The following is a 19,134-nucleotide window of genomic DNA, read 5'->3' as shown; positions in this document are numbered from 1 at the left end:
CTTGATGCCTTCCGGAGCTTTATAAGCCATGTCTTTCACTCTCGCCGTCGTGGGCCGCCCCAATGTCGGCAAATCCACGTTGTTCAACCGCCTTGTGGGCAAACGTCTTGCGCTGGTCGATGACCAGCCGGGGGTGACACGTGATCTGCGCGAAGGCGCGGCGCGGCTCGCCGATCTGCGGTTTACCGTGATTGACACCGCCGGGCTTGAGGATGCGACCGACGACAGCCTTCAGGGCCGCATGCGGCGTCTGACCGAACGCGCGGTCGATATGGCCGACATTTGTCTGTTCATGATTGATGCCCGCACCGGGGTGACGCCGATCGACGAAATGTTCGCTGAAATCCTGCGCAAACGGGCGAAACATGTGATTCTTGCGGCAAACAAGGGCGAGGGCAGTGCTGCCGACGCCGGCGTGATCGAAGCCTGGGGGCTTGGCCTTGGGGAACCGGTGCGCCTGTCTGCCGAACATGGCGAAGGCATGACCGACCTCTATGCGATCTTGCAACCCTTGGCCGATGCGCTGGCAAAAACCGCCGAGGCGGATGCGCCGGAAACCGATGTTGCGCTGTCCGATGACGATGACGAGGAACTGGAATACCGCGCCCCGACCAACGCCAAACCGTTGCAGGTGGCGGTCGTCGGGCGGCCCAATGCAGGCAAGTCGACCCTGATCAATCAGATCCTGGGCGAGGATCGCTTGTTGACCGGCCCTGAGGCCGGGATCACCCGCGATGCCATCTCTCTCAGCATTGATTGGCACGGCACGCCCTGCCGAATCTTCGATACCGCCGGCATGCGCAAAAAGGCGCGCGTGCAGGAAAAGCTGGAAAAACTGTCGGTGTCCGACGGCCTGCGTGCGGTGAAATTTGCCGAAGTGGTCGTTGTTCTGTTGGATGCCGCCATCCCGTTCGAACAACAGGATCTGCGGATTGCCGACCTGGCAGAACGCGAAGGTCGTGCCGTGGTTGTCGCTGTCAACAAATGGGACATCGAAGAGGCCAAACAAGAGAAGCTGCGCGACCTGAAGGAATCCTTCACCAGATTGCTGCCACAGCTGCGTGGTGCGCCGCTGGTGACGGTCTCTGCCAAGACGGGCAAAGGGCTGGACCGGCTGCATGACGCCATCATGCGCGCGCATGAGGTCTGGAACCGCCGCATTCCAACCGCCGCGCTGAACCGCTGGCTGGATGGGATGGTCGCGGCGCACCCGCCACCGGCGCCTCAGGGCAAACGTATCAAACTGCGCTACATGACCCAGGTCAAAACCCGCCCGCCGGGATTTGTGGTGATGTGCTCGCACCCCGACAAGATGCCGGACAGCTACACACGGTATTTGGTCAATGGGCTGCGCGATGATTTCGACATGCCCGGCACGCCGATCCGAATGACATTGCGCGGGCAGGGCGACAAGAACCCCTATAAGGGCAAGAAGAAGTCGACCCCATCGCGCCTGCGCAAACACCTCGGCAAGGGCCGCGCCGACGACAAGTAATGGCCGCGGCGGTGGCATGGGGCGCTTCTGCCCCTTCATCTGACCAAAAATATCCCGGGGGGTCTGGGGGGCTGGCCCCCCATCCTTACTGCGGTCTGGGCGGCTGGCCCCTCGGCTTAATTGTGGTCTGGGCGCTGGCCCTCCAGCATTCCTGCGCTCCAGGGGCTTGCGCCCCCCGGAGCCTGCTGTTCCCGGCCCGCTGCCCCCTCGCACCTGCGCGAAAGCCTCGCGCGAAACGCTTGGCCGCTCAATCGACCCTTTTAAGTCTTCATTGATTCCGCGAAACGACCCGCCAGTTTTCACGAGCCGGTATCCGCGCATTTCCATGCCAGCCACAGATCGGCGCTTGGCTGCGCAATTCGGCGCCGAAACCCTTGGCAAAGACCTGCCTTTGCCACCTCTCCCTGCAGCGCATCGGCGAAATCCGGCACAGGATTTCGGCTGGTTCCTGCCGGGGGTCGGCGCAACGCCGCCAGTCACGTCACTTACCTTTTTTGGTCGATTTCATGGGGTTGCGGGCCTCTCCTCAAGCGGACATGTTCCTTTCGACGGCGATGAAAACCGTCAATCTGTAACACGAAAAGGAGACACTCCATGACATCCAAAGCCATTACCTTCGCAGCCCTTATCGGTTTCGCAGCAAGCTCGGCTCTGGCTCAGACCATGGTGGAAGATACCGACCAAAGCGGCGGATATTCGATGGAAGAACTGGTCGCGGCCTATCCCGACCTGACCGTCGAAGGTTTCGCCGAAATCGACGTGGATCAGAACGGCGAAGTCAGCGCAGATGAGCTGACAGCGGCCCAGGCGGCCGGCTTGTTGGCGGAATAACGTGCCAATCGGTTTTCTGGCGATCCGTGTCTGTCGCGGCTGCGCACACTGCGGCGTAACGTGATGCACTGCCATTGAAACCGAAGGGGCGACGCCATGCCTCACCATGGCGTCGCCCCAAATTTTTACCGCCCGACGGTGGTGTCAGGCCAGGACACCCTGCGCCGTCAGATGCGTTTTGCCGCGCAGATAGGGGTGCAGCACCTCTGGCAGGGTGACGGACCCGTCTGCTTGTTGGCCATTTTCCAACACCGCAATCAACGCCCGACCAATCGCAAGCCCCGAACCGTTCAGCGTATGCAGGAATTCCGGCTTGCCGCCATCGCTGGGTTTCATGCGGGCATTCATCCGGCGCGCCTGAAAATCGCCGCAGACCGAAACCGAAGAAATCTCGCGATAGCTGTCCTGACCGGGCAACCAGACCTCGATATCATGGGTGCGGCGTGCGCCGAACCCCATGTCGCCGGTGCAAAGCACCACGGTGCGATAGGGCAGGCCAAGCCGCTCCAGAATGCCCTGGGCGCAGTCGGTCATCCGGTCCAGCTCTTCCCGGCTTTTGTCCGGGTGGGTGACTGAGACCATCTCGACCTTTTCAAACTGGTGCTGGCGCAACATGCCGGCGGTATCGCGACCGGCGCTGCCCGCTTCGGACCGGAAACATTGCGAATGCGCGACATAGCGGCGGGGCAGATAGCTTTCGGCCACCGTCAGCCCGTTCACGATATTGGTCAGCGTCACCTCGGCCGTGGGGATCAACCACCAGCCATTGGTGGTCTGATAGCTGTCCTCGCCGAATTTGGGCAATTGCCCGGTGCCCAGCATCATCTCTTCCTTGACCAGAACCGGGGTCCAGGTCTCGGTCAGGCCGTTTTCTTCGGTGTGGGTGTCGAGCATGAATTGCGCCAGCGCGCGGTGGATGCGCGCCACGGCGCCCGACAGCACGACAAAACGGCTGCCCGAGAGTTTGGCAGCGGTTTCAAAGTCCATCCCGTCCACCACACCGGCCAGTTCATAGTGCTCTTTCGGTTTGAAATCGAAAGATTTCGGCGTGCCCCAGCGGCGGATTTCGACATTGTCGGCCTCGTCCGCGCCTTCGGGGGTGTCGTCATAGGGCAGGTTGGGGATCGACATCAGCGCATCGGTCAGCTGTTGATCCAGCTCCTTGGCGCGGGTCTGCATGTCGGCCACTTCGGCCTTCTTCTCGCCAACCAATGCGCGCAGGCGTTCGAATTCCGCCTCGTCGCCCTTGGCCTTGGCGGCACCGACCTCTTTGGCGGCGGCCTTTTGATCGGATTGGGCGGTTTCCGCGGCATGAATTGCGGCGCGGCGGGCCTCGTCGAGTTCCAACAGGGACGAAGATGCATTTTCGATCCCACGACGAGAAAGCGCCGCATCAAAAGCGGCCGGGTTTTCGCGGATGGCGCGGATGTCATGCATATCCATGTCCTCTGGTTTTGGATCTGAGTCGCGCGGGCGTTATGCAACATGTCGCGGGTGTTGGGTAGGGTGGTGTCAATCGTCCTGCGGCGCATTGGGCAGGATGGCCCGCCAGTCGTGCCAGGCTTGGTGAAATTCTGTGAAGTTGAGGCGTTCGCGCGGCCAGTGTGCAGGCCAGTGATCGCCGGGCAACGTGACGTCGCCATCGCCAAACATCTGGTCGGCGCTTTTGACGAGTTGTGGGTAATTGGTACAATCGACAATTTTTATGGCCGCACCTCGAAGTTCAGCGGTCTTCAGAGATGTTGAAGCGTCGACCCGAACCCGCATGAGATACGCCCCTTGCAGTCGGCTCGCCTCGAGATTTGCGCCTTGTAATTTCGTCTCCCAGAGGTTCGCCCCCTGCAATTTAGCGTTTATTGGGCTGGCCTTTTGCAATTGCGCCGACGCGAGATCCGCCCCGTGCAATTTCGCCCAAGTCAGATGCGCGCCCTGCAACTGGGTTCGCAAGAGGTTCGCCCCCTGCATCCGTGCTTCCACAAGGTCCGCTCCTTGCAATAGGGCCTCCGTGAGTTTTGCTCCTTGCAACCGTGTTCTCCTAAGGTCCGCCGTTTGCAATCGCGCGTTCATAAGGTTTGCCCCCTGCAACCTCGCGAATAAGAGCATTGCTCCCTGCAACCGCGCCGCCTTGAGATCTGCCCCCTGTAACTGCGCCTCTGCTAAGCCCGGGCCTTGGAGTTCAGATTCGTCTAATCGGGCACCGTTCAGCTGGAGACCGGACAGATCAGCACCACGCAGATTGCATTTGCGCAGGTCGAGCCGGTAACCCCGATACGCACGAAGCTGTTTCAGCCATGCACGGAGCTTCACGGAATAGGCTTCAAGCGCAGCCACGTCATAATCGTCGTCTGGCAGATTCGGTTCGGGGCAGGGGATGTCAAAGACAAAGCCGGTGTCATTGTCGTTGGCTTTCGCCTCCAATCCCCGCTGTTGGGCACTGCGGCGGCCAATCACGGTCAGCGCCACTTGAATATCCTCTCGGATCGTCAGGGATTTCTTCGCCTCCTCTTGCGCTTTGTTGAAGGCATTCATGCGCTCTTGCCAATCGTCTTCGAGCGGGCCCTCGTCCTCGCCTTCCTTCATCTTCAGTTCCGGCCATGGCATGGCCTCTGACGCTGGGGCGTTGTGACGGATATAGGCGCAGAGGATTTCCATGATTTGCACATGGTCGCTGCCGCTGTCCTTGGCGATGCGCTCCAACGCATAGATCGCGCCGATGCGGACTTCGAGGTTGGGCAGGGTTTCGGTAAAGACCTGCCATTTTCCTTCTTCCCCGATGGCCTCTCCCTCCGCAATCGTGAGAGCGTGGCCTTGCCATTCGATTTCGGTGCGCGCCTCTGACCATGTTGAGACCGAGACATGGCGTTCCGCCGAAATTTCCCCGGTTTCATCATCCAGGTGGTCTTGCCAATATTCTTTTCCAGCCAGACTGAGTTCAGGGACTTCAATATCGGCCCGTTTCTTGCCGATGACGGTCACACCACTTTTCTCGCCGGTATAGATCGTCACCGGCCGTCCAATTCGGTTCGAAACCTTCTCTGATCCCAAGCCTTCGACCGCTTTGTTGATGCGGTCGGTAATCAGCCCCTCTTCGCTGGTCTTGGTCTGGCGTTCGGTGGTGAACACCCGGATCAGCGCCAAAGGCGCGCCGATAATGCCGCCGAATGCGGTGATCAGGCCGACCATGGCAAGAACATGCCAGCGCAATTCTGTGTCCTTGGAGGCTTCGAAGGCGGGCAGTGTGACCACAATGCCGAGAAGCGACCAGAGCACGGCAAGCAACAACAATACCCAAACCGGCGACAAAACCAGCGCAAAGAGCGCCAAAGCGCGCAGGGCGGGGTTCTTGATTGTGTCCAGGTAGGGGCGTTTTTTCCTGTCGTCGTCGGGTTGGCGCGCGACGAGAGATTGAATGAGGTAAAAGACCAGTGTCAGACCCAGAAAACCCCACAAAAGCGGGTGGGTCACGATGAACAAATAGCTTTCCAAAATGACGCCTCTTTCAAAATACTGACGCTCTGCCGCATCACCCTAGGCAAGCCCGCCCCACTTTCCCATAGGGAATATATCCGGTGCCGCGTGGAATAGCCCCCGGCGCGCCTTGCAAACCGGCGGTGCCGCGCATAGGTTCCGGCAAAATTCGGCGGGGGGTTCCCTTCGCAAAGCAACCTTGAAAGGAAGCCTTCAATGGATGGCAGTGCAATCGCGCAATTCGTACCCCTGATCCTGATCTTCGCGATCATGTATTTCCTGCTGATCCGTCCGCAGCAAAAGAAGATGAAAGCGCATACCAATATGGTCAAGGCGCTGCGTCGTGGCGACCAGGTTGTGACCCAGGGCGGATTGATCGGCAAGGTCGTGAAAGTCAAGGAAGACAACGAGATCGAAGTCGAGCTGTCCGAAGGCGTCAAGGTGCGTGTGGTGCAATCCACCATCGCGCAGGTTCTGAACAAGACCGAGCCTGCAAATTCCTGATCAAGGGGATTGAGGGCCACGGCCCCGCTTCTGTTGAGTTCCTGTCAAGTCCCAGTCCGAGGAGCGGCGCATGCTGCAGATTGATCTCTGGAAACGGGTGTTCATCTGGACACTCTGTGCGGTGGGGCTGTTGCTGGCCATGCCGAACGGGTTTTATTCCCGCGTAGAAACCGCCAATGACGCCGTTGCCGCGATCGAGGTTCAGGGGGAAACCCCGGAACTGGCTGATGCGGCGGCGGGGTGGCCCTCGTTCCTGCCATCGGCCTTGGTCAATCTGGGGCTTGATTTGCGGGGCGGGGCGCATCTGCTGGCCGAGGTTCGGGTCGCCGATGTCTATGAAAGCCGGATCACGTCGCTCTGGCCCGAGGTGCGCGATACCCTGCGCCCCTTGCGCGATGAGATCGGCACAATCCGCCGCCAGCCCTCGGTTGGTGATGAATTGCATGTCAAGATTTCCAACCCCGATGGCATGGCCGCGGCTTTGACCGCCGTGCGTGCGCTGGCCCAGCCGGTGGTGTCGATCACCGCCGCGGGCGAGATGGATCTGGTGGCACGTGGCGAAGGCGATGTGCTGATCATGACCCTGTCGGATGCCGAACGTCTTGCCACCGACGAACGGACCGTGCAGCAGAGTTTGGAAATCATCCGTCGCCGGATTGACGAGGTCGGCACACGTGAGCCGACAATCCAGCGTCAGGGCAGCGACCGTATCCTGATTCAGGTGCCGGGCCTCGGCTCGGCCCAGGAATTGAAAGACATCATTGGCACCACCGCCCAGCTGACGTTTCAGCCGGTGGTCAGCCGCACCAGCGATGCCACCGCAGAGCCGGGGATCGGCAACGAGATCCTGCCATCGCTTGATGAAAGCGGCGTGTTCTATATCCTGGAGGAAAACCCGGTTGTGACCGGTGAGGAACTCACCGATGCCCAGCCCGCGTTTGACCAGAACGGCCGTCCTGCGGTGAACTTCCGGTTCAACCCTTCGGGCGCGCGCAAATTCGGCGACTATACTGCGGAAAACATCGGCAACCCCTTTGCCATCGTGCTCGACGCCGAGGTGATCAGCGCCCCGGTCATCCAGAGCCACATTCCCGGCGGTTCGGGCATCATCACCGGCAATTTCTCGGTCGAGGAATTGACCAATCTTGCGGTGTTGCTGCGCGCCGGTGCCTTGCCTGCGGGGCTGGATTTCCTGGAAGAGCGCACCATCGGCCCGGAACTTGGGGCCGACAGCATTGAGGCCGGCAAGATCGCGACCATCGTGGCCTTTACGGCGGTGCTGGTGTTCATGGCGCTCAGCTATGGTCTGTTCGGGATCTTTGCCAATATCGCATTGATCATCAACATTGGGCTGATTTTTGGCCTTCTCAGCCTGATTGGCGCGACGCTGACACTTCCCGGTATTGCCGGTATCGTGTTGACGGTGGGTATGGCGGTGGACGCCAATGTGCTGATCTTTGAACGTATTCGCGAAGAGTTGAAGACCGCGCGCGGGCCTGCCCGGGCGATCGAGTTGGGGTATGAAAAGGCGCTCTCTGCCATTATCGACGCCAATATCACCACTTTCATCACTGCTGTGATCCTGTTTGTCATGGGATCGGGGCCGGTGCGGGGCTTTGCCATCACGCTGGGTCTGGGCATTCTGACGTCGGTGTTCACCGCGATCTTTGTGACGCGGTTGATCATCGTGATGTGGTTTGAACGCCGCCGTCCCAAGACAATCGAGGTATAGGCACATGCGTCTGAGACTTGTTCCCGAGAATACCAATTGGGATTTCTTTTCCCGCCCCAAGCTGTGGCTGGGGATTTCCGTGATCCTGATTGTCATGGCCTTTGGGTCATTCATGCTGCGTGGGCTGAACTATGGCATCGACTTTCGCGGCGGCACCACGATCCGCACCGAAAGCACCGAAGCGGTGGATGTCGGGACGTATCGGGATGCGCTGGCGGCACTGGGCCTTGGCGATGTCGTGATCTCTGAGGTTTTTGATCCGTCTTTCGACGCCGATCAGAATGTCGCCATGGTGCGTATTCAGGCCCAGGACGGTCAGGAAAGCGTCACCGCCGAATTGATCGCCGAGGTTGAGGCGGCGCTGAAAACCGTCGCCCCGGATATCAAGTTCGTGTCGGTGGAATCGGTTGGTCCCAAGGTTTCCGGCGAACTGATCCAGACGGCGGCGATTGCCGTGGTGCTGGCGATCGGGGCGGTTCTGATCTACATCTGGTTGCGGTTCGAATGGCAATTTGCCCTGGGCGCGGTTGTTGCCCTGGTCCATGACGTGATCCTGACCATCGGGGTGTTTTCCGAGCTTCAGATCAGATTTGACCTCGCGATCATTGCGGCGCTGCTGACCATCGTGGGCTATTCATTGAACGATACGGTGGTGGTGTTCGACCGCGTGCGCGAGAACCTGATGAAATTCAAGAAGAAGCCGCTGCGCGAAGTGCTGAACGTGTCGATCAACGAAACGCTCAGCCGGACATTCATGACCTCGGTCACCACGCTTCTGGCGTTGATTGCCCTGTTTGTGCTGGGCGGGGATGTGATCCGGGGCTTTGTCTTTGCCATGATCTGGGGTGTCGTCGTCGGCACCTATTCCTCGATCTTTGTGGCCTCGACCGTGTTGCTTCTGTTGGGGGTCAAGCGCGATTGGAGCAAGACCAACAACGACACCACCGGCAATCAGTTCGGCAACATAGATGCCTGACTTTCTTGTCGCGGCGCTGGCGGTGCCGGGGCTGTGGTGGATGGTCTTTACAATCACGGCCGCGGGCATTGTCCGCGGCTTTACCGGTTTTGGCACAGCGTTGATTTTTGTACCGGTCGCCGGGCAGTTCCTGCCGGCGGCGGATGTGGTCCTGATCATCACCCTGACCGGGATCATTTCGACCGCTGCCCTGTTGCCGCGCGCCTGGGCCAAGGCCGACAAGGCAGAGGTCGGATTGATGGCGGTTTGCGGTGTTGTGACCGTGCCCATCGGCATTTACCTGATGCAGATCCTGCCGGGCGAAAGCATCCGCTGGGGGGTGACCGTGGTGGCCGCTGTCACCTTGGCCGCCTTGATCACTGGCTGGCGCTACCGTGGTGCGGTGGGGCGTGTTGGATTGGGGGGGATCGGGTTAGCGGCTGGTTTGATGGGCGGGATGACCGGCTTGTCCGGGCCGGTGGTGATCTTGTTCTATCTCGCCGGGGTCAAGAGCGCATCGGTGGTGCGGGCCAACACGATCCTTTACCTCGCGCTGTTGGATGCATTGATTGTGGTCAACCTGCTGCTAAAGGGGCTGTCCAATCCGGTGATGATCGGTGTCGTGATGATCCTCGGCGTGCCTTATCTGATCACCACGTTGATTGGCCAACATATCTTCGATCCCAAACACGAAAACGCCTATCGCTGGCTGGCTTATGGCGCGATTGCCCTGGCTGTGATCAGCGGTGTGCCGCTGTTTGATGCCTAGGGCCTTGGCACCAGCCGGGTAATGCCGGTTGCCGCCGCCCGGGCCAGCTCTTCGTCCAGGGACATCGGGATGTATTCCCCGCGCCGCCAGAGGCTTCCCAGATCGTCATAATGGCGCGACAGGAAATGTCCCGATTGGCCGGTCGATGTCACAAAGACCGATGAATCCGGGTCGGCAAAGTCATAAACCCCGCGATCGCCGCGCCATGCACGTTCTGATAGGGGTTTGGCCCGCGCCCCGAGGTCCGCCCGCGCAGCAAGGTATGATCGCCGCCGGATGTGGATTGGCGGATGTTGACGAAATAGCGCAGCACCGGCACTTCGCCGAGGACCGGGTGGTCATGTGTCGCCTGATGCGCGTCGCCCCAGCGCAGCGCCGAAAGATCGCGGCCAAAATTCTCTTCCAGCCAGACGATCGCGTCTTCGAGCGCAAGCCGGGCAATATCGACACAGGTTTCCGTGGGCGAGGATTGCAGAATGTCGCACCAGGCGCTGGCACCGTCGACATCGCGGTACACCCGTTCGATGAACAGCGGCTCGACATGGTCGAATTCGTCGGCCAGCGGGCCAATGTCGTCGCGGATCAACCGATCCTGCAAGGCGCGCAGCCATGCGGCATAGATCAGCGGCTCTGGCAGATGTTCGTTCATCTCGCCGGTCCAATTGGCCAGCAGGGCCAAAGCGGTTTCGCGTTGGCGGGCGATGGTGCCCTCTGGCGCGGCCTCGCCGGTGAACCAAAGGTCCGCCCCGATCAAGGGCAACAGCGACCGGGCGGTGATGCTGACGGTGTCCAGCTGTGCCTCGGTGAAACTGTCGCGGGTATGTACCTCGCGGCCCTGCATCAGCCGTTGCCAGCGTTGGATACGCTGGCTGTCGCCCCAGCTATAGGACACATGTTCGGGGAAGGGGCGGTCGATCATCTTGTTGTTGGTGTTGCCGACGATGCCCCCCTCTGGCCGCAGGAACGAGGGGTTGTCTTCGTAGGGCAGAACGCCCTGCCAACGGTTGTCGACGATCCAGCCACGGGTGGGCATCCGCCCCTTGCTTTCATGGCGTTCCGACCGGCGCGGCATATGGCCAATCAATTGCATCGCAATGCCATCGCTGTCGGCCAGGGTCAGCATCTGGCTTGGGGCGACATAGGCTTCGCCCGCGGCGCGCGCATCTTCCAGTGTCTGGGCATACATCAGCGCCACACCCGCAGACAGGGTAGTGTCCCGGTCGGCCAGCGCGGTCCAGCTAAGCGCGGCCACATGGCCAGGCCGGGGTGACTTCGCCGAGGTTGTAATGCGATCCCGGCAGCACGGGGCCATTGTCGGTCCAGCGCAGGGTCAGGGTGACCGGCGCTTCGTCCTTGATCTGCACGATAGAGCGGCGGGTTTCGAAATCCTTGAACCCGCCGGGGGTCCGGTATTGCTGGGGGTTGTCGGGGTTCAGCTGTTCGATGAACAGGTCCTGATCATCCAGATAGGACGAGGTGATGCCCCAACCGATGTTCGGGCTTTTGCCCGCCAGAACCAGCGGCACGCCGGGAATGGTGCCACCGATGACGCCGCCGCTGGCCAGATCCATGCGGGCGAGATACCAGATTGACGGTGCGCTGAACCCCAGATGCGGGTCATTTGCCAACAACGTCCCCCCACTGGCCGAGCGATTGGGCGCCGCCGCCCAGGCGTTCGATGCCCCGGCCAGACCGCGTGGCGCAAATGGCGATAGCAGATCACGCGATGGGGTGGGGGTGTTGCTTTGGGCGTAGCGCGGTGCGCTTTGGGTGATTTCCGGCACCAGGCTGGCATATTCCGGCAATGCGGCCACACCGGTTCCGGGGGCGTCGGGCAGGATGTCGGCCAACCGCGCCTCGTCACGCACCAAAAGCGATGTGCGGGCGCGCAGAACTTCTTCGGGCAGATGGCCGGACAATTGCACCGCCAGAAGTTTTACCAATGCAATCGAATCCGCAGGCTGCCAGGGCGCAATCGGTGCGTTGAAGACAAAGAATTCCGGCGCGCCCCGGCCCAGCGCATTTTCATTCACCTCCGCCAGACGGGCATTCACCCCGGCAGAATAGGATTGCAACGCCGTCAATGTGCGCGCGTCCTGTGCCGCCAGCGATTTCACCGCCAAAGGATAAAGATCCAGCCGCCGCAACAGCGTATCGGTGTTGAGCGTCCTGCGGCCAAACACCTCGGACAGCCGCCCCTGGGCGGTGCGGCGCAACACAACCATTTGCCACAGCCGGTCCTGGGCATGGGCATAACCAAGGCCAAAGAACACATCCGGGTCGGTGTCGGCAAAGATATGCGGGACATTGGCGTTATTGCGCACAATCTCGACCGCGCCCGCCGTGCCGCGCACGCTCACCGTCTTGTCGTAGTCCGGCAAAGACCGGGACGCGAGATAGTACACCACAACCACCGCCAGCGTCACCAAAATCACCAGGGTGGTCGCCAACCGGAACAGCCATTTGAAAACACTTGCCATGCGTGGTTTGCCTTGCCTCTTTTGCCAACGGGTTGTGTAATCCCGGCCAACGGGTGAGAACCCCTTAAACGAAACATATGCAAGACAAAAGCAGGAGGGTGCGACATGGCGAAGCTGGCATTTTTGGGATTGGGTGTCATGGGCTACCCAATGGCGGGTTATCTGGCCCGCGCAGGCCATGAGGTGACGGTTTATAACCGCACTGCGGCAAAGGCGGAAAAATGGGTGGCGGAATTTGGTGGCGGATTTGCGCCGACCCCGGCAGAGGCGGCCAAGGGCGCAGAGTTTGTCATGTCCTGCGTTGGCAATGACGACGACCTGCGTTCGGTCTGTCTGGGCGAGGATGGGGCCTTTGCCGGGATGGCAGCGGGCAGCACATTTGTCGACCACACCACCGTGTCGGCGGCGGTCACAGCGGAACTCTATGCCGTGGCCAGGGACAAGGGCATTGATTTCGTCGATGCCCCGGTGTCGGGCGGTCAGGCCGGTGCGGAAAACGGGCAATTGGTGGTGATGTGCGGCGGTGATCAACCGGCCTATGATCGTGCGGCAGCAATGATCGACGCCTATGCCAAACGATGCAGCCGCTTGGGCGAAAGCGGCGCAGGCCAGCTGACGAAGATGGTCAATCAGATCTGTATTGCCGGATTGGTGCAGGGGCTGAGCGAGGGGCTGCATTTCGCGCAAAAGGCCGGTTTGGACGGGCGCGCGGTGGTCGATGTGATCGGCGGCGGCGCGGCTGGTTCCTGGCAGATGGTCAACCGCTATGAAACCATGCTGGACGATGCGTTTGAACATGGCTTTGCCGTCGATTGGATGCGCAAGGATCTGGCGATCTGCCTTGCCACCGCCGATGAGGTTGGCGCCAGCCTGCCGGTCACGGCGCTGGTCGATCAATTCTATAAAGATGTGCAAAAGGCCGGCGGCGGGCGTTGGGACACCTCCAGCCTGATCAAGCGGCTGAACAACGCCGGGTAACCATTTTCCCGGGCTACATTATCTTTGATCGGCCGGTCACAAGGATGTGAGCGGCCGATTTTTCAACAGATTGACCTCTTGCCGGCGGCATGGCGCGGGAATTCCATCGCCACATGCCAAAGTTTCAACATATTTCATGCTTAACGCTGGGGTAATATTTTAAACGGAACTGCGGACTTCAAATGGCTATTCTATATTACCAAGGCTTTATCGTTATCACCTTGGTGATCGCGCGCTGTTTCGGGCGCAATGCATTGATGATCTTTTGCATGATCTGGAGCGCATTGACCGTGGTCAACCTGTTCACGCCTTGGCTGATTGTCCTGCAATTGGCGGTGGTCTGGACCACACATGCGATTCTTGACCGTGGGGCTGATACGGAAAAGGCCCGCGTCGGCGCGCCGGGCGACCCGCGTGCCCCGGTTGGGATGAACAAACGTGAGAAGGCAAAGTTCCTTGCGGCCAGTGCAAAAAAACAAAAGGCCCAGAACGCGAAGTTGAAAAATCATCTGAGCCAGATCGAACTGGCGCAGAAGGAATTGGAAAAACAGAAGCAGGCCAACGCGCAGCAGGGCGCAAACCCGGCGGACACCGGCCCACAGCCCAAGGTACAACCGGCGCGCAAACCGAAATCCGAAAAAGGGTTGCTGTATAAAACCGGGCGTGCCCTTGGCGCATTGACCAAGCGCCGCAGTGCAAAGCCCGCCAGTGCAAAGCCTGACAGTCCAATTCCCGACAGTGCGAAATCCAATGGCCTCCAGCCCAACCGCCCATTGCCCAACGGTGAAACCCGCCAACCGCTGCCTGCCGCCGAAGCGCCAGTGCAGGCGCCGCGCCTCGTCACCGCGCAATCAGAGCCGCCAAAGCCCCAAGCCCTGCGGCCGGAAATCCTGACGGATCTCTGGGCCTATGACGAAGAGGTGCGCAAAATTGTGACTGCGCTGCACCGACATGCGGTTTGGGCGCTGGAGATGCAGCGGCAAATGGATGCAGACGGTCAGGGCAGCCGGGCGGATTTCGACCGTATTCTGGCCGATGTGTCGCGTGCGCAAACCCCAACCGATCCGGCCCATATCTGGCAGGATGCCCGCCCCGTGCCGGCACCTGACGCCCACGCCGGAGAGCAGCAGGAATTTGACCGCATCCTTGGCGAATTGGACGCGGATCTGCGCGAGGTACATGACACATTGGCAAATGAACCCGGCCTGCCGGGGATTTTTCACAATGTAATGCATGAATTCGGCTATGCCGCGATCCTTGCGCGGATGGTCCCGCCCCAAAATCAACGCGCCACCGAACCGGGCCGGGATACAGCGACCGCACCCGCAATTCTGCCCGCAGGATTGCAACCGGACAGTGCCATCACGCGGATTTCCGCCGAAACCGCGCGGGCCAATGCCCTGCAAAAAGAGGTCGCGGCACGCGGCATCACGCGGCTGGTGCATTTCACCCGGATCGAGAACCTGCCGTCGATCCTGCAAAACGGGCTGATGTCGCGCGATGCGCTTCAGGCATTCGATTTGGCACCGCTGATCAATGATCAAATGCGACTGGATCAGGCAACCGGCGCGGTGTCGCTGTCGATCAGCCATCCCAATGACCGCTTTCTGTTCAAAAGCCAGCTGACCAGCGGTGGGGATTTTGTGGTGCTAGAGCTTGATCCCGCCGTGCTTTGGCAAAACGACTGTGCCTTTTGCTGCCGCAATGCGGCGGACCATCGGGTGCGGGACATGCCGCTGGCGCGCCGTCGCGAGTTTCGAGCATTTACATCCATGTTTGATGAAATTGATGGGCTGGCCTCGCGCAGCGCCCAGGGGTTGGGTCTGGACGCGCCAACCGATGTCCAGGCCGAGGTTCTGGTCTTTGACCGGATCGACCCGCGCCACATCACCCGGATTGTCGCCCGCGATCCAAAGCATTTTGGCTATTTCCCCCGCGATATCGGTGATATTCCCTGCGCGGTGCATAGCGCGGGGCAGGGCTATTTTGCCAAACGCGGCAGCAGTTTTGCCAAGATGAGGGCCAGCTAGGTGGCACAACGTCCGATTTTTATGGCCGACCCAACCGCCGCAGGCTGGGTTCGGGTGGAAACGGTTGAATTTCAATGGCATGCTGGGTTCTCTCTGGCGCAGAAGCAACGGTCGATCCAGGATCTGCATGATGCCGGGGCCCGCCATTGTGCCACAAACGGTGCCGCACTGCGGTTTCTGGAAATATCCAGTAAATCGCCCGATGCCAGCGGTGTGGCGCTGAGCGCCTTTAACCTGATGCGTCGCGATGTGGGGCGCGCGCCCGCACCACTGGAATGCGCGTTTCAGGGCAGCAAGGTGTTTCGGGGTGGCGGCCCATATACCGATCTCTTTCGCGCGGGACCGCTAGAGGCCAAACGCGATCCGCGCCTGCGGAATTCGGGGCCATTGCACGGTTTTCATTTTGCCGGTGTCGACTGGCCGCTGACGCCGGTGACCGCGTTTTACGATTGGTTGTATCTCACAACCCTGGCGGAAAATCCGGCACTGGCAGAGGCCTGTCTCGCCTATGACGGGTTCACCGATATCGAGTTCAATCCAGCCAAATCCCTGAATTGTCAGGCGCGGGCGGCGGCGTTGTATGTCGCGCTGACGTGCGTTGGTCACACTGCGGCAGAGTGGTCGGATCAGGCCGGGTTTCTGGCGTTGATGCAAAATGGCGGTCGGGTCGCACAACCGCGTCAGGCCAGTTTTGATCTCTAGCTATCCGACCTTGGGCGTGCCGCCGACAAAACGCGCCGATGGCCCCTTTGGTGAAAACGCCCGACATCTGGGCCACAAACCATCGAATTGACCGCCGTCGTCGTGACATATTGAAATTTGAGCATTGTATTTCCTGTCATTGGAGCCTTATGTTGATCGAAGGCCCTGGAAAATCACAAGGCCAAAGAGTTTCGCTGTTTTTGAAGTCGCGCGGGCAGGAACGTCCGACCCCTTTCAAGGCAGACCGATCTGATTGCCAGGCTGCGCCAATGACGTGGCGGTGATCAAGAAGACCAGCCCGAACCGCGCAAGCGGCGGGTCGTAAATGGGCGGATGGCAAATTTGCCAAACCGTCGGAGAAGAAACGCGATGCAACGCGCGAGACAACAGAAGGCAGGAACAGGCGCCGCTCACGGCCCTGAAACCATGGCTATTCTGACCGCGCCAATCACCGCCTTAATCGGATATTTCCTGCAAACCGCTGCTCCGCCCGGGTCAATCCCGGCGGACCGGTCGATGCCGGAAAGCACGAAAGTAACATGGCCAAGAAAATGCTTATCGATGCCACCCACGCGGAAGAAACCCGCGTTGTGGTGGTGGACGGAAACAAGGTTGAGGAATTTGACTTTGAATCCGAAAACAAACGCCAGCTTGCTGGCAACATCTATCTCGCCAAGGTAACACGGGTCGAACCCTCGCTGCAGGCGGCTTTTGTCGACTATGGTGGAAACCGTCACGGGTTCCTGGCGTTTTCGGAAATTCACCCGGATTATTATCAAATCCCCGTCGCCGACCGTCAGGCGCTGATGGAGGAAGAGCGCGCCTATGCCGAGGCAATGAAGGCGCGCGACGAAGAGGCAGAGGCGTCCCGCTCGAAGAAGCGGCGGCGGTCGTCTTCGACGTCGAAAGCGGCAAAAACCACCAGCAAGGATGCGGTCGAAAGCCGCGAGGTCAAGGTTGACACCTCGGCTGAGGCTTCCGGCATGGAGACCATCGACCTGGATGGGCCCGAGGATACGCTGGAAGGTCTGTCGCCCATGGTGACCGTGGCCGAAACGCCAGTGGCAGAAACCCCTGTTTCCGAGGCTCCGGTCGCTGAGGCGACCCAGGGCGATGATACGGTTGCGGCGCAAGACGTTGCTGCCGATCCGGTTGACGCCACCGCATCAGACGCGGGCGAGGCGACACCGAATGAAGGCGCAGCAGAAACCGGCGAAACCCCGGAACCTGCGTCGGTTGAAGCCGCCGCAGAGGTGGTTGCAGACACTGCCGAAGCAGCAGACACAGACGAAGCCGCAGACGCACCTGTGGCCGAGGCTGCCCCGGTCGCAGACGAAGATGCCGCGCAGGACAGCGCCGAAACCGAAGCGGATGACGCCGCAGAGGATGACAGCGACGAGCCGACAGATAAATCTGACGCCGCCGCCAAAGACAGCGATATCGAATCCGTCGCCGAAGAAGACGACGAAGCCGACATTCGCCCACCGCGCAAACCACGCCCGCGTCGCTATAAAATTCAGGAAGTGGTCAAAGTTCGCCAGATCCTGCTTGTGCAGGTGGTCAAGGAAGAACGCGGCAACAAAGGCGCTGCGCTGACCACATATCTGTCGCTGGCCGGTCGTTACTGCGTCCTCATGCCCAACACCGCACGTGGCGGTGGCATCAGCCGCAAAATCACCAACGCCCCCGATCGCAAGAAGCTCAAGGAAATCGCAGCCGAGATCGACGTGCCCCAGGGCGCGGGCCTGATCATCCGGACCGCGGGCGCCAAGCGCACCAAGTCCGAGATCAAGCGCGATTACGAATACCTGCAACGCCTTTGGGAGCAGATCCGCGAACTGACGCTGAAATCCATCGTGCCGGTGAAGATCTATGAAGAAGGCGACCTGATCAAACGCTCGATCCGCGACCTCTACAGCCGCGACATAGACGAGGTTCTGGTCGAAGGCGAACGCGGCTACCGCATCGCCAAGGACTTCATGAAGATGATCATGCCGTCCCACGCCAAGAACGTGAAACATTACGCAGAATCTCTGCCGTTGTTCGCGCGCTATCAGGTCGAAAGCTATCTGGGGGCGATGTTCAATCCCACGGTCCAGCTGAAATCCGGTGGCTACATCGTGATCGGCGTGACCGAGGCGCTGGTGGCGATCGACGTCAACTCTGGCCGGGCCACCAAGGAAGGCTCGATCGAGGAAACCGCGCTCAAGACCAACCTTGAGGCCGCCGAAGAGGTGGCGCGCCAACTGCGTCTGCGTGACCTTGCCGGTCTGATCGTGATCGATTTCATCGACATGGACGAGCGCAAGAACAACACCGCCGTCGAAAAGCGCATCAAGGACAAGCTGAAAAGCGACCGTGCGCGCATTCAGGTTGGCCGGATTTCCGGTTTTGGCCTGATGGAAATGTCGCGTCAGCGTCTGCGCCCCGGCATGATCGAGGCGACAACCGCGCCTTGCCCGCATTGCCATGGCACCGGTTTGATCCGTTCGGACGACAACCTTGCCCTGCAAGTGCTGCGCCAGATCGAGGAAGAGGGCACACGCCGCCGCTGCAAAGAGCTTCTGGTGCGTTGCCCGGTGTCCATTGCCAACTATCTGATGAACGCCAAGCGCGAACATATCGCCCAGATCGAGGCGCGTTACGGTGTGGCCGTGCGGGTCGAGGGCGACCCGACGTTGGTCAGCCCGGATTTCAACATCGAGAAGTTGAAAACCGCGACACGCAAGGTGGCCGAGGTCGCCGCGCCGGTTGTGTCCGCCGACACCACAATCATGGATATGGTTGACGATCCGGTCGAAGGATGTGCCGGACGAGGCAGAGGTCGAAACCGAGGTCAGCGAAGCGGTCGAAACCACTGGCGAGGAAGAGACACCCAAGCCGAAGAAACGCCGTCGGCGTCGGCGTCGCCGCAAGTCGAAGACCGGTGAAAACGGTGATCAGGATCAGGACCGCAGCAGCGAGTTCGATGATGACGATGATGACGCGCCCGCAGGTTCCGACACCGACAAGGCAGAGCCCGTCGTGGCCGCAACGGATGCAGCGGATGTGACCCCGGAGGCCACCGAAGAAAAGCCAAAGCCGAAGCGCACCCGCAGCACGTCGAGCAGCCGCCGGAAATCGTCAAAAGCCAAATCTGACGACAAGGTTGACGACAAGGTTGACGCTGAAGCGCCCGCAGCAGCTGCGG

At 60.3% G+C, this 19,134-nt stretch carries 12 protein-coding genes and 1 pseudogene; 10 read left to right on the top strand and 3 right to left on the bottom strand.

Annotation, left to right across the window (positions count from 1 at the left end; translation table 11 throughout):
- Nucleotides 1-28 precede the first annotated feature (28 nt).
- Together der and AC0L4F_RS20735 are read left to right on the top strand one after the other, a co-directional pair.
- The gene (der, locus tag AC0L4F_RS20740; RefSeq protein WP_244691278.1) at nt 29-1,495 is read left to right on the top strand and encodes a ribosome biogenesis GTPase Der; all 1,467 of its coding nucleotides are present in this window, start codon (nt 29-31) and stop codon (nt 1,493-1,495) included.
- Nucleotides 1,496-2,089: 594 nt separating this feature from the next.
- A complete protein-coding gene (locus AC0L4F_RS20735) occupies nt 2,090-2,326 on the top strand; it encodes an EF-hand domain-containing protein (protein ID WP_244691277.1) in 237 nt (78 codons plus the stop codon).
- 144 nt (nt 2,327-2,470) lie between these two features.
- On the opposite strand, the gene serS is transcribed toward AC0L4F_RS20735, so the two are convergent.
- Nucleotides 2,471-3,763, bottom strand: coding sequence for a serine--tRNA ligase (gene serS, locus AC0L4F_RS20730; protein WP_244691276.1), 1,293 nt, complete (start codon nt 3,761-3,763; stop codon nt 2,471-2,473).
- 75 nt (nt 3,764-3,838) lie between these two features.
- Nucleotides 3,839-5,812: a pentapeptide repeat-containing protein gene (locus AC0L4F_RS20725; protein ID WP_244691275.1), complete on the bottom strand. Its 1,974-nt coding sequence runs from the start codon at nt 5,810-5,812 to the stop codon at nt 3,839-3,841.
- A 198-nt stretch (nt 5,813-6,010) separates the two neighbouring features.
- On the opposite strand from AC0L4F_RS20725, the gene yajC reads away from it, so the two are divergent.
- The 4 genes from yajC (at nt 6,011) to AC0L4F_RS20705 (ending at nt 9,754) form a co-directional block, all read left to right on the top strand.
- The gene (yajC, locus tag AC0L4F_RS20720; RefSeq protein ID WP_244691274.1) at nt 6,011-6,298 is read left to right on the top strand and encodes a preprotein translocase subunit YajC; all 288 of its coding nucleotides are present in this window, start codon (nt 6,011-6,013) and stop codon (nt 6,296-6,298) included.
- A gap of 70 nt (nt 6,299-6,368) precedes the next feature.
- Entirely contained in the window at nt 6,369-8,030 is a 1,662-nt protein-coding gene (gene secD, locus AC0L4F_RS20715; RefSeq protein ID WP_244691273.1) for a protein translocase subunit SecD, read from the top strand.
- A gap of 4 nt (nt 8,031-8,034) precedes the next feature.
- Nucleotides 8,035-9,006 (top strand): protein translocase subunit SecF, encoded by a 972-nt coding sequence (secF, locus tag AC0L4F_RS20710; protein WP_244691272.1) that lies wholly within the window; start codon nt 8,035-8,037, stop codon nt 9,004-9,006.
- Nucleotides 8,999-9,754, top strand: coding sequence for a sulfite exporter TauE/SafE family protein (locus AC0L4F_RS20705; protein ID WP_244691271.1), 756 nt, complete (start codon nt 8,999-9,001; stop codon nt 9,752-9,754). Before secF ends, AC0L4F_RS20705 begins: the two co-directional genes overlap by 8 nt.
- Here AC0L4F_RS20705 and AC0L4F_RS20700 read toward each other — a convergent pair.
- Nucleotides 9,751-12,234: pseudogene (locus tag AC0L4F_RS20700) on the bottom strand (penicillin acylase family protein). The gene AC0L4F_RS20705 and the pseudogene AC0L4F_RS20700 sit on opposite strands and share 4 nt — an antisense overlap.
- Nucleotides 12,235-12,339: 105 nt before the next feature.
- On the opposite strand from AC0L4F_RS20700, the gene AC0L4F_RS20695 reads away from it, so the two are divergent.
- The 4 genes from AC0L4F_RS20695 to AC0L4F_RS20680 all read left to right on the top strand — a co-directional run bounded on the left by AC0L4F_RS20695 (nt 12,340) and on the right by AC0L4F_RS20680 (nt 18,874).
- Nucleotides 12,340-13,212 (top strand): NAD(P)-dependent oxidoreductase, encoded by an 873-nt coding sequence (locus tag AC0L4F_RS20695; protein WP_244691270.1) that lies wholly within the window; start codon nt 12,340-12,342, stop codon nt 13,210-13,212.
- Nucleotides 13,213-13,394: 182 nt separating this feature from the next.
- Nucleotides 13,395-15,242 (top strand): DarT ssDNA thymidine ADP-ribosyltransferase family protein, encoded by a 1,848-nt coding sequence (locus AC0L4F_RS20690; RefSeq protein ID WP_244691269.1) that lies wholly within the window; start codon nt 13,395-13,397, stop codon nt 15,240-15,242.
- On the top strand, nt 15,243-15,944 hold the full coding sequence (locus tag AC0L4F_RS20685) for a DarT1-associated NADAR antitoxin family protein (protein ID WP_244691268.1): 702 nt from the start codon (nt 15,243-15,245) through the stop codon (nt 15,942-15,944).
- A gap of 539 nt (nt 15,945-16,483) precedes the next feature.
- Nucleotides 16,484-18,874: an Rne/Rng family ribonuclease gene (locus AC0L4F_RS20680; protein ID WP_473446954.1), complete on the top strand. Its 2,391-nt coding sequence runs from the start codon at nt 16,484-16,486 to the stop codon at nt 18,872-18,874.
- Nucleotides 18,875-19,134: the final 260 nt, after the last annotated feature.

It is taken from the genome of Marinovum sp. J2-8 (genome assembly GCF_055808435.1).
The sequence above is the reverse complement of the archived record's forward strand: the minus strand, read 5'-3'. Positions and strand labels throughout refer to the sequence as shown.

Excerpts from the sequence above, each read along its gene's own strand:
- der (WP_244691278.1), top strand. The coding sequence starts at position 29 with ATGTCTTTCACTCTCGCCGTCGTGGGCCGCCCCAATGTCGGCAAATCC.
- AC0L4F_RS20695 (WP_244691270.1), top strand. The coding sequence starts at position 12,340 with ATGGCGAAGCTGGCATTTTTGGGATTGGGTGTCATGGGCTACCCAATG.
- AC0L4F_RS20735 (WP_244691277.1), top strand. The coding sequence starts at position 2,090 with ATGACATCCAAAGCCATTACCTTCGCAGCCCTTATCGGTTTCGCAGCA.
- secD (WP_244691273.1), top strand. The coding sequence starts at position 6,369 with ATGCTGCAGATTGATCTCTGGAAACGGGTGTTCATCTGGACACTCTGT.
- serS (WP_244691276.1), bottom strand. The coding sequence starts at position 3,763 with ATGCATGACATCCGCGCCATCCGCGAAAACCCGGCCGCTTTTGATGCG.
- secF (WP_244691272.1), top strand. The coding sequence starts at position 8,035 with ATGCGTCTGAGACTTGTTCCCGAGAATACCAATTGGGATTTCTTTTCC.
- AC0L4F_RS20705 (WP_244691271.1), top strand. The coding sequence starts at position 8,999 with ATGCCTGACTTTCTTGTCGCGGCGCTGGCGGTGCCGGGGCTGTGGTGG.
- AC0L4F_RS20680 (WP_473446954.1), top strand. The coding sequence starts at position 16,484 with ATGGCCAAGAAAATGCTTATCGATGCCACCCACGCGGAAGAAACCCGC.
- yajC (WP_244691274.1), top strand. The coding sequence starts at position 6,011 with ATGGATGGCAGTGCAATCGCGCAATTCGTACCCCTGATCCTGATCTTC.
- AC0L4F_RS20690 (WP_244691269.1), top strand. The coding sequence starts at position 13,395 with ATGGCTATTCTATATTACCAAGGCTTTATCGTTATCACCTTGGTGATC.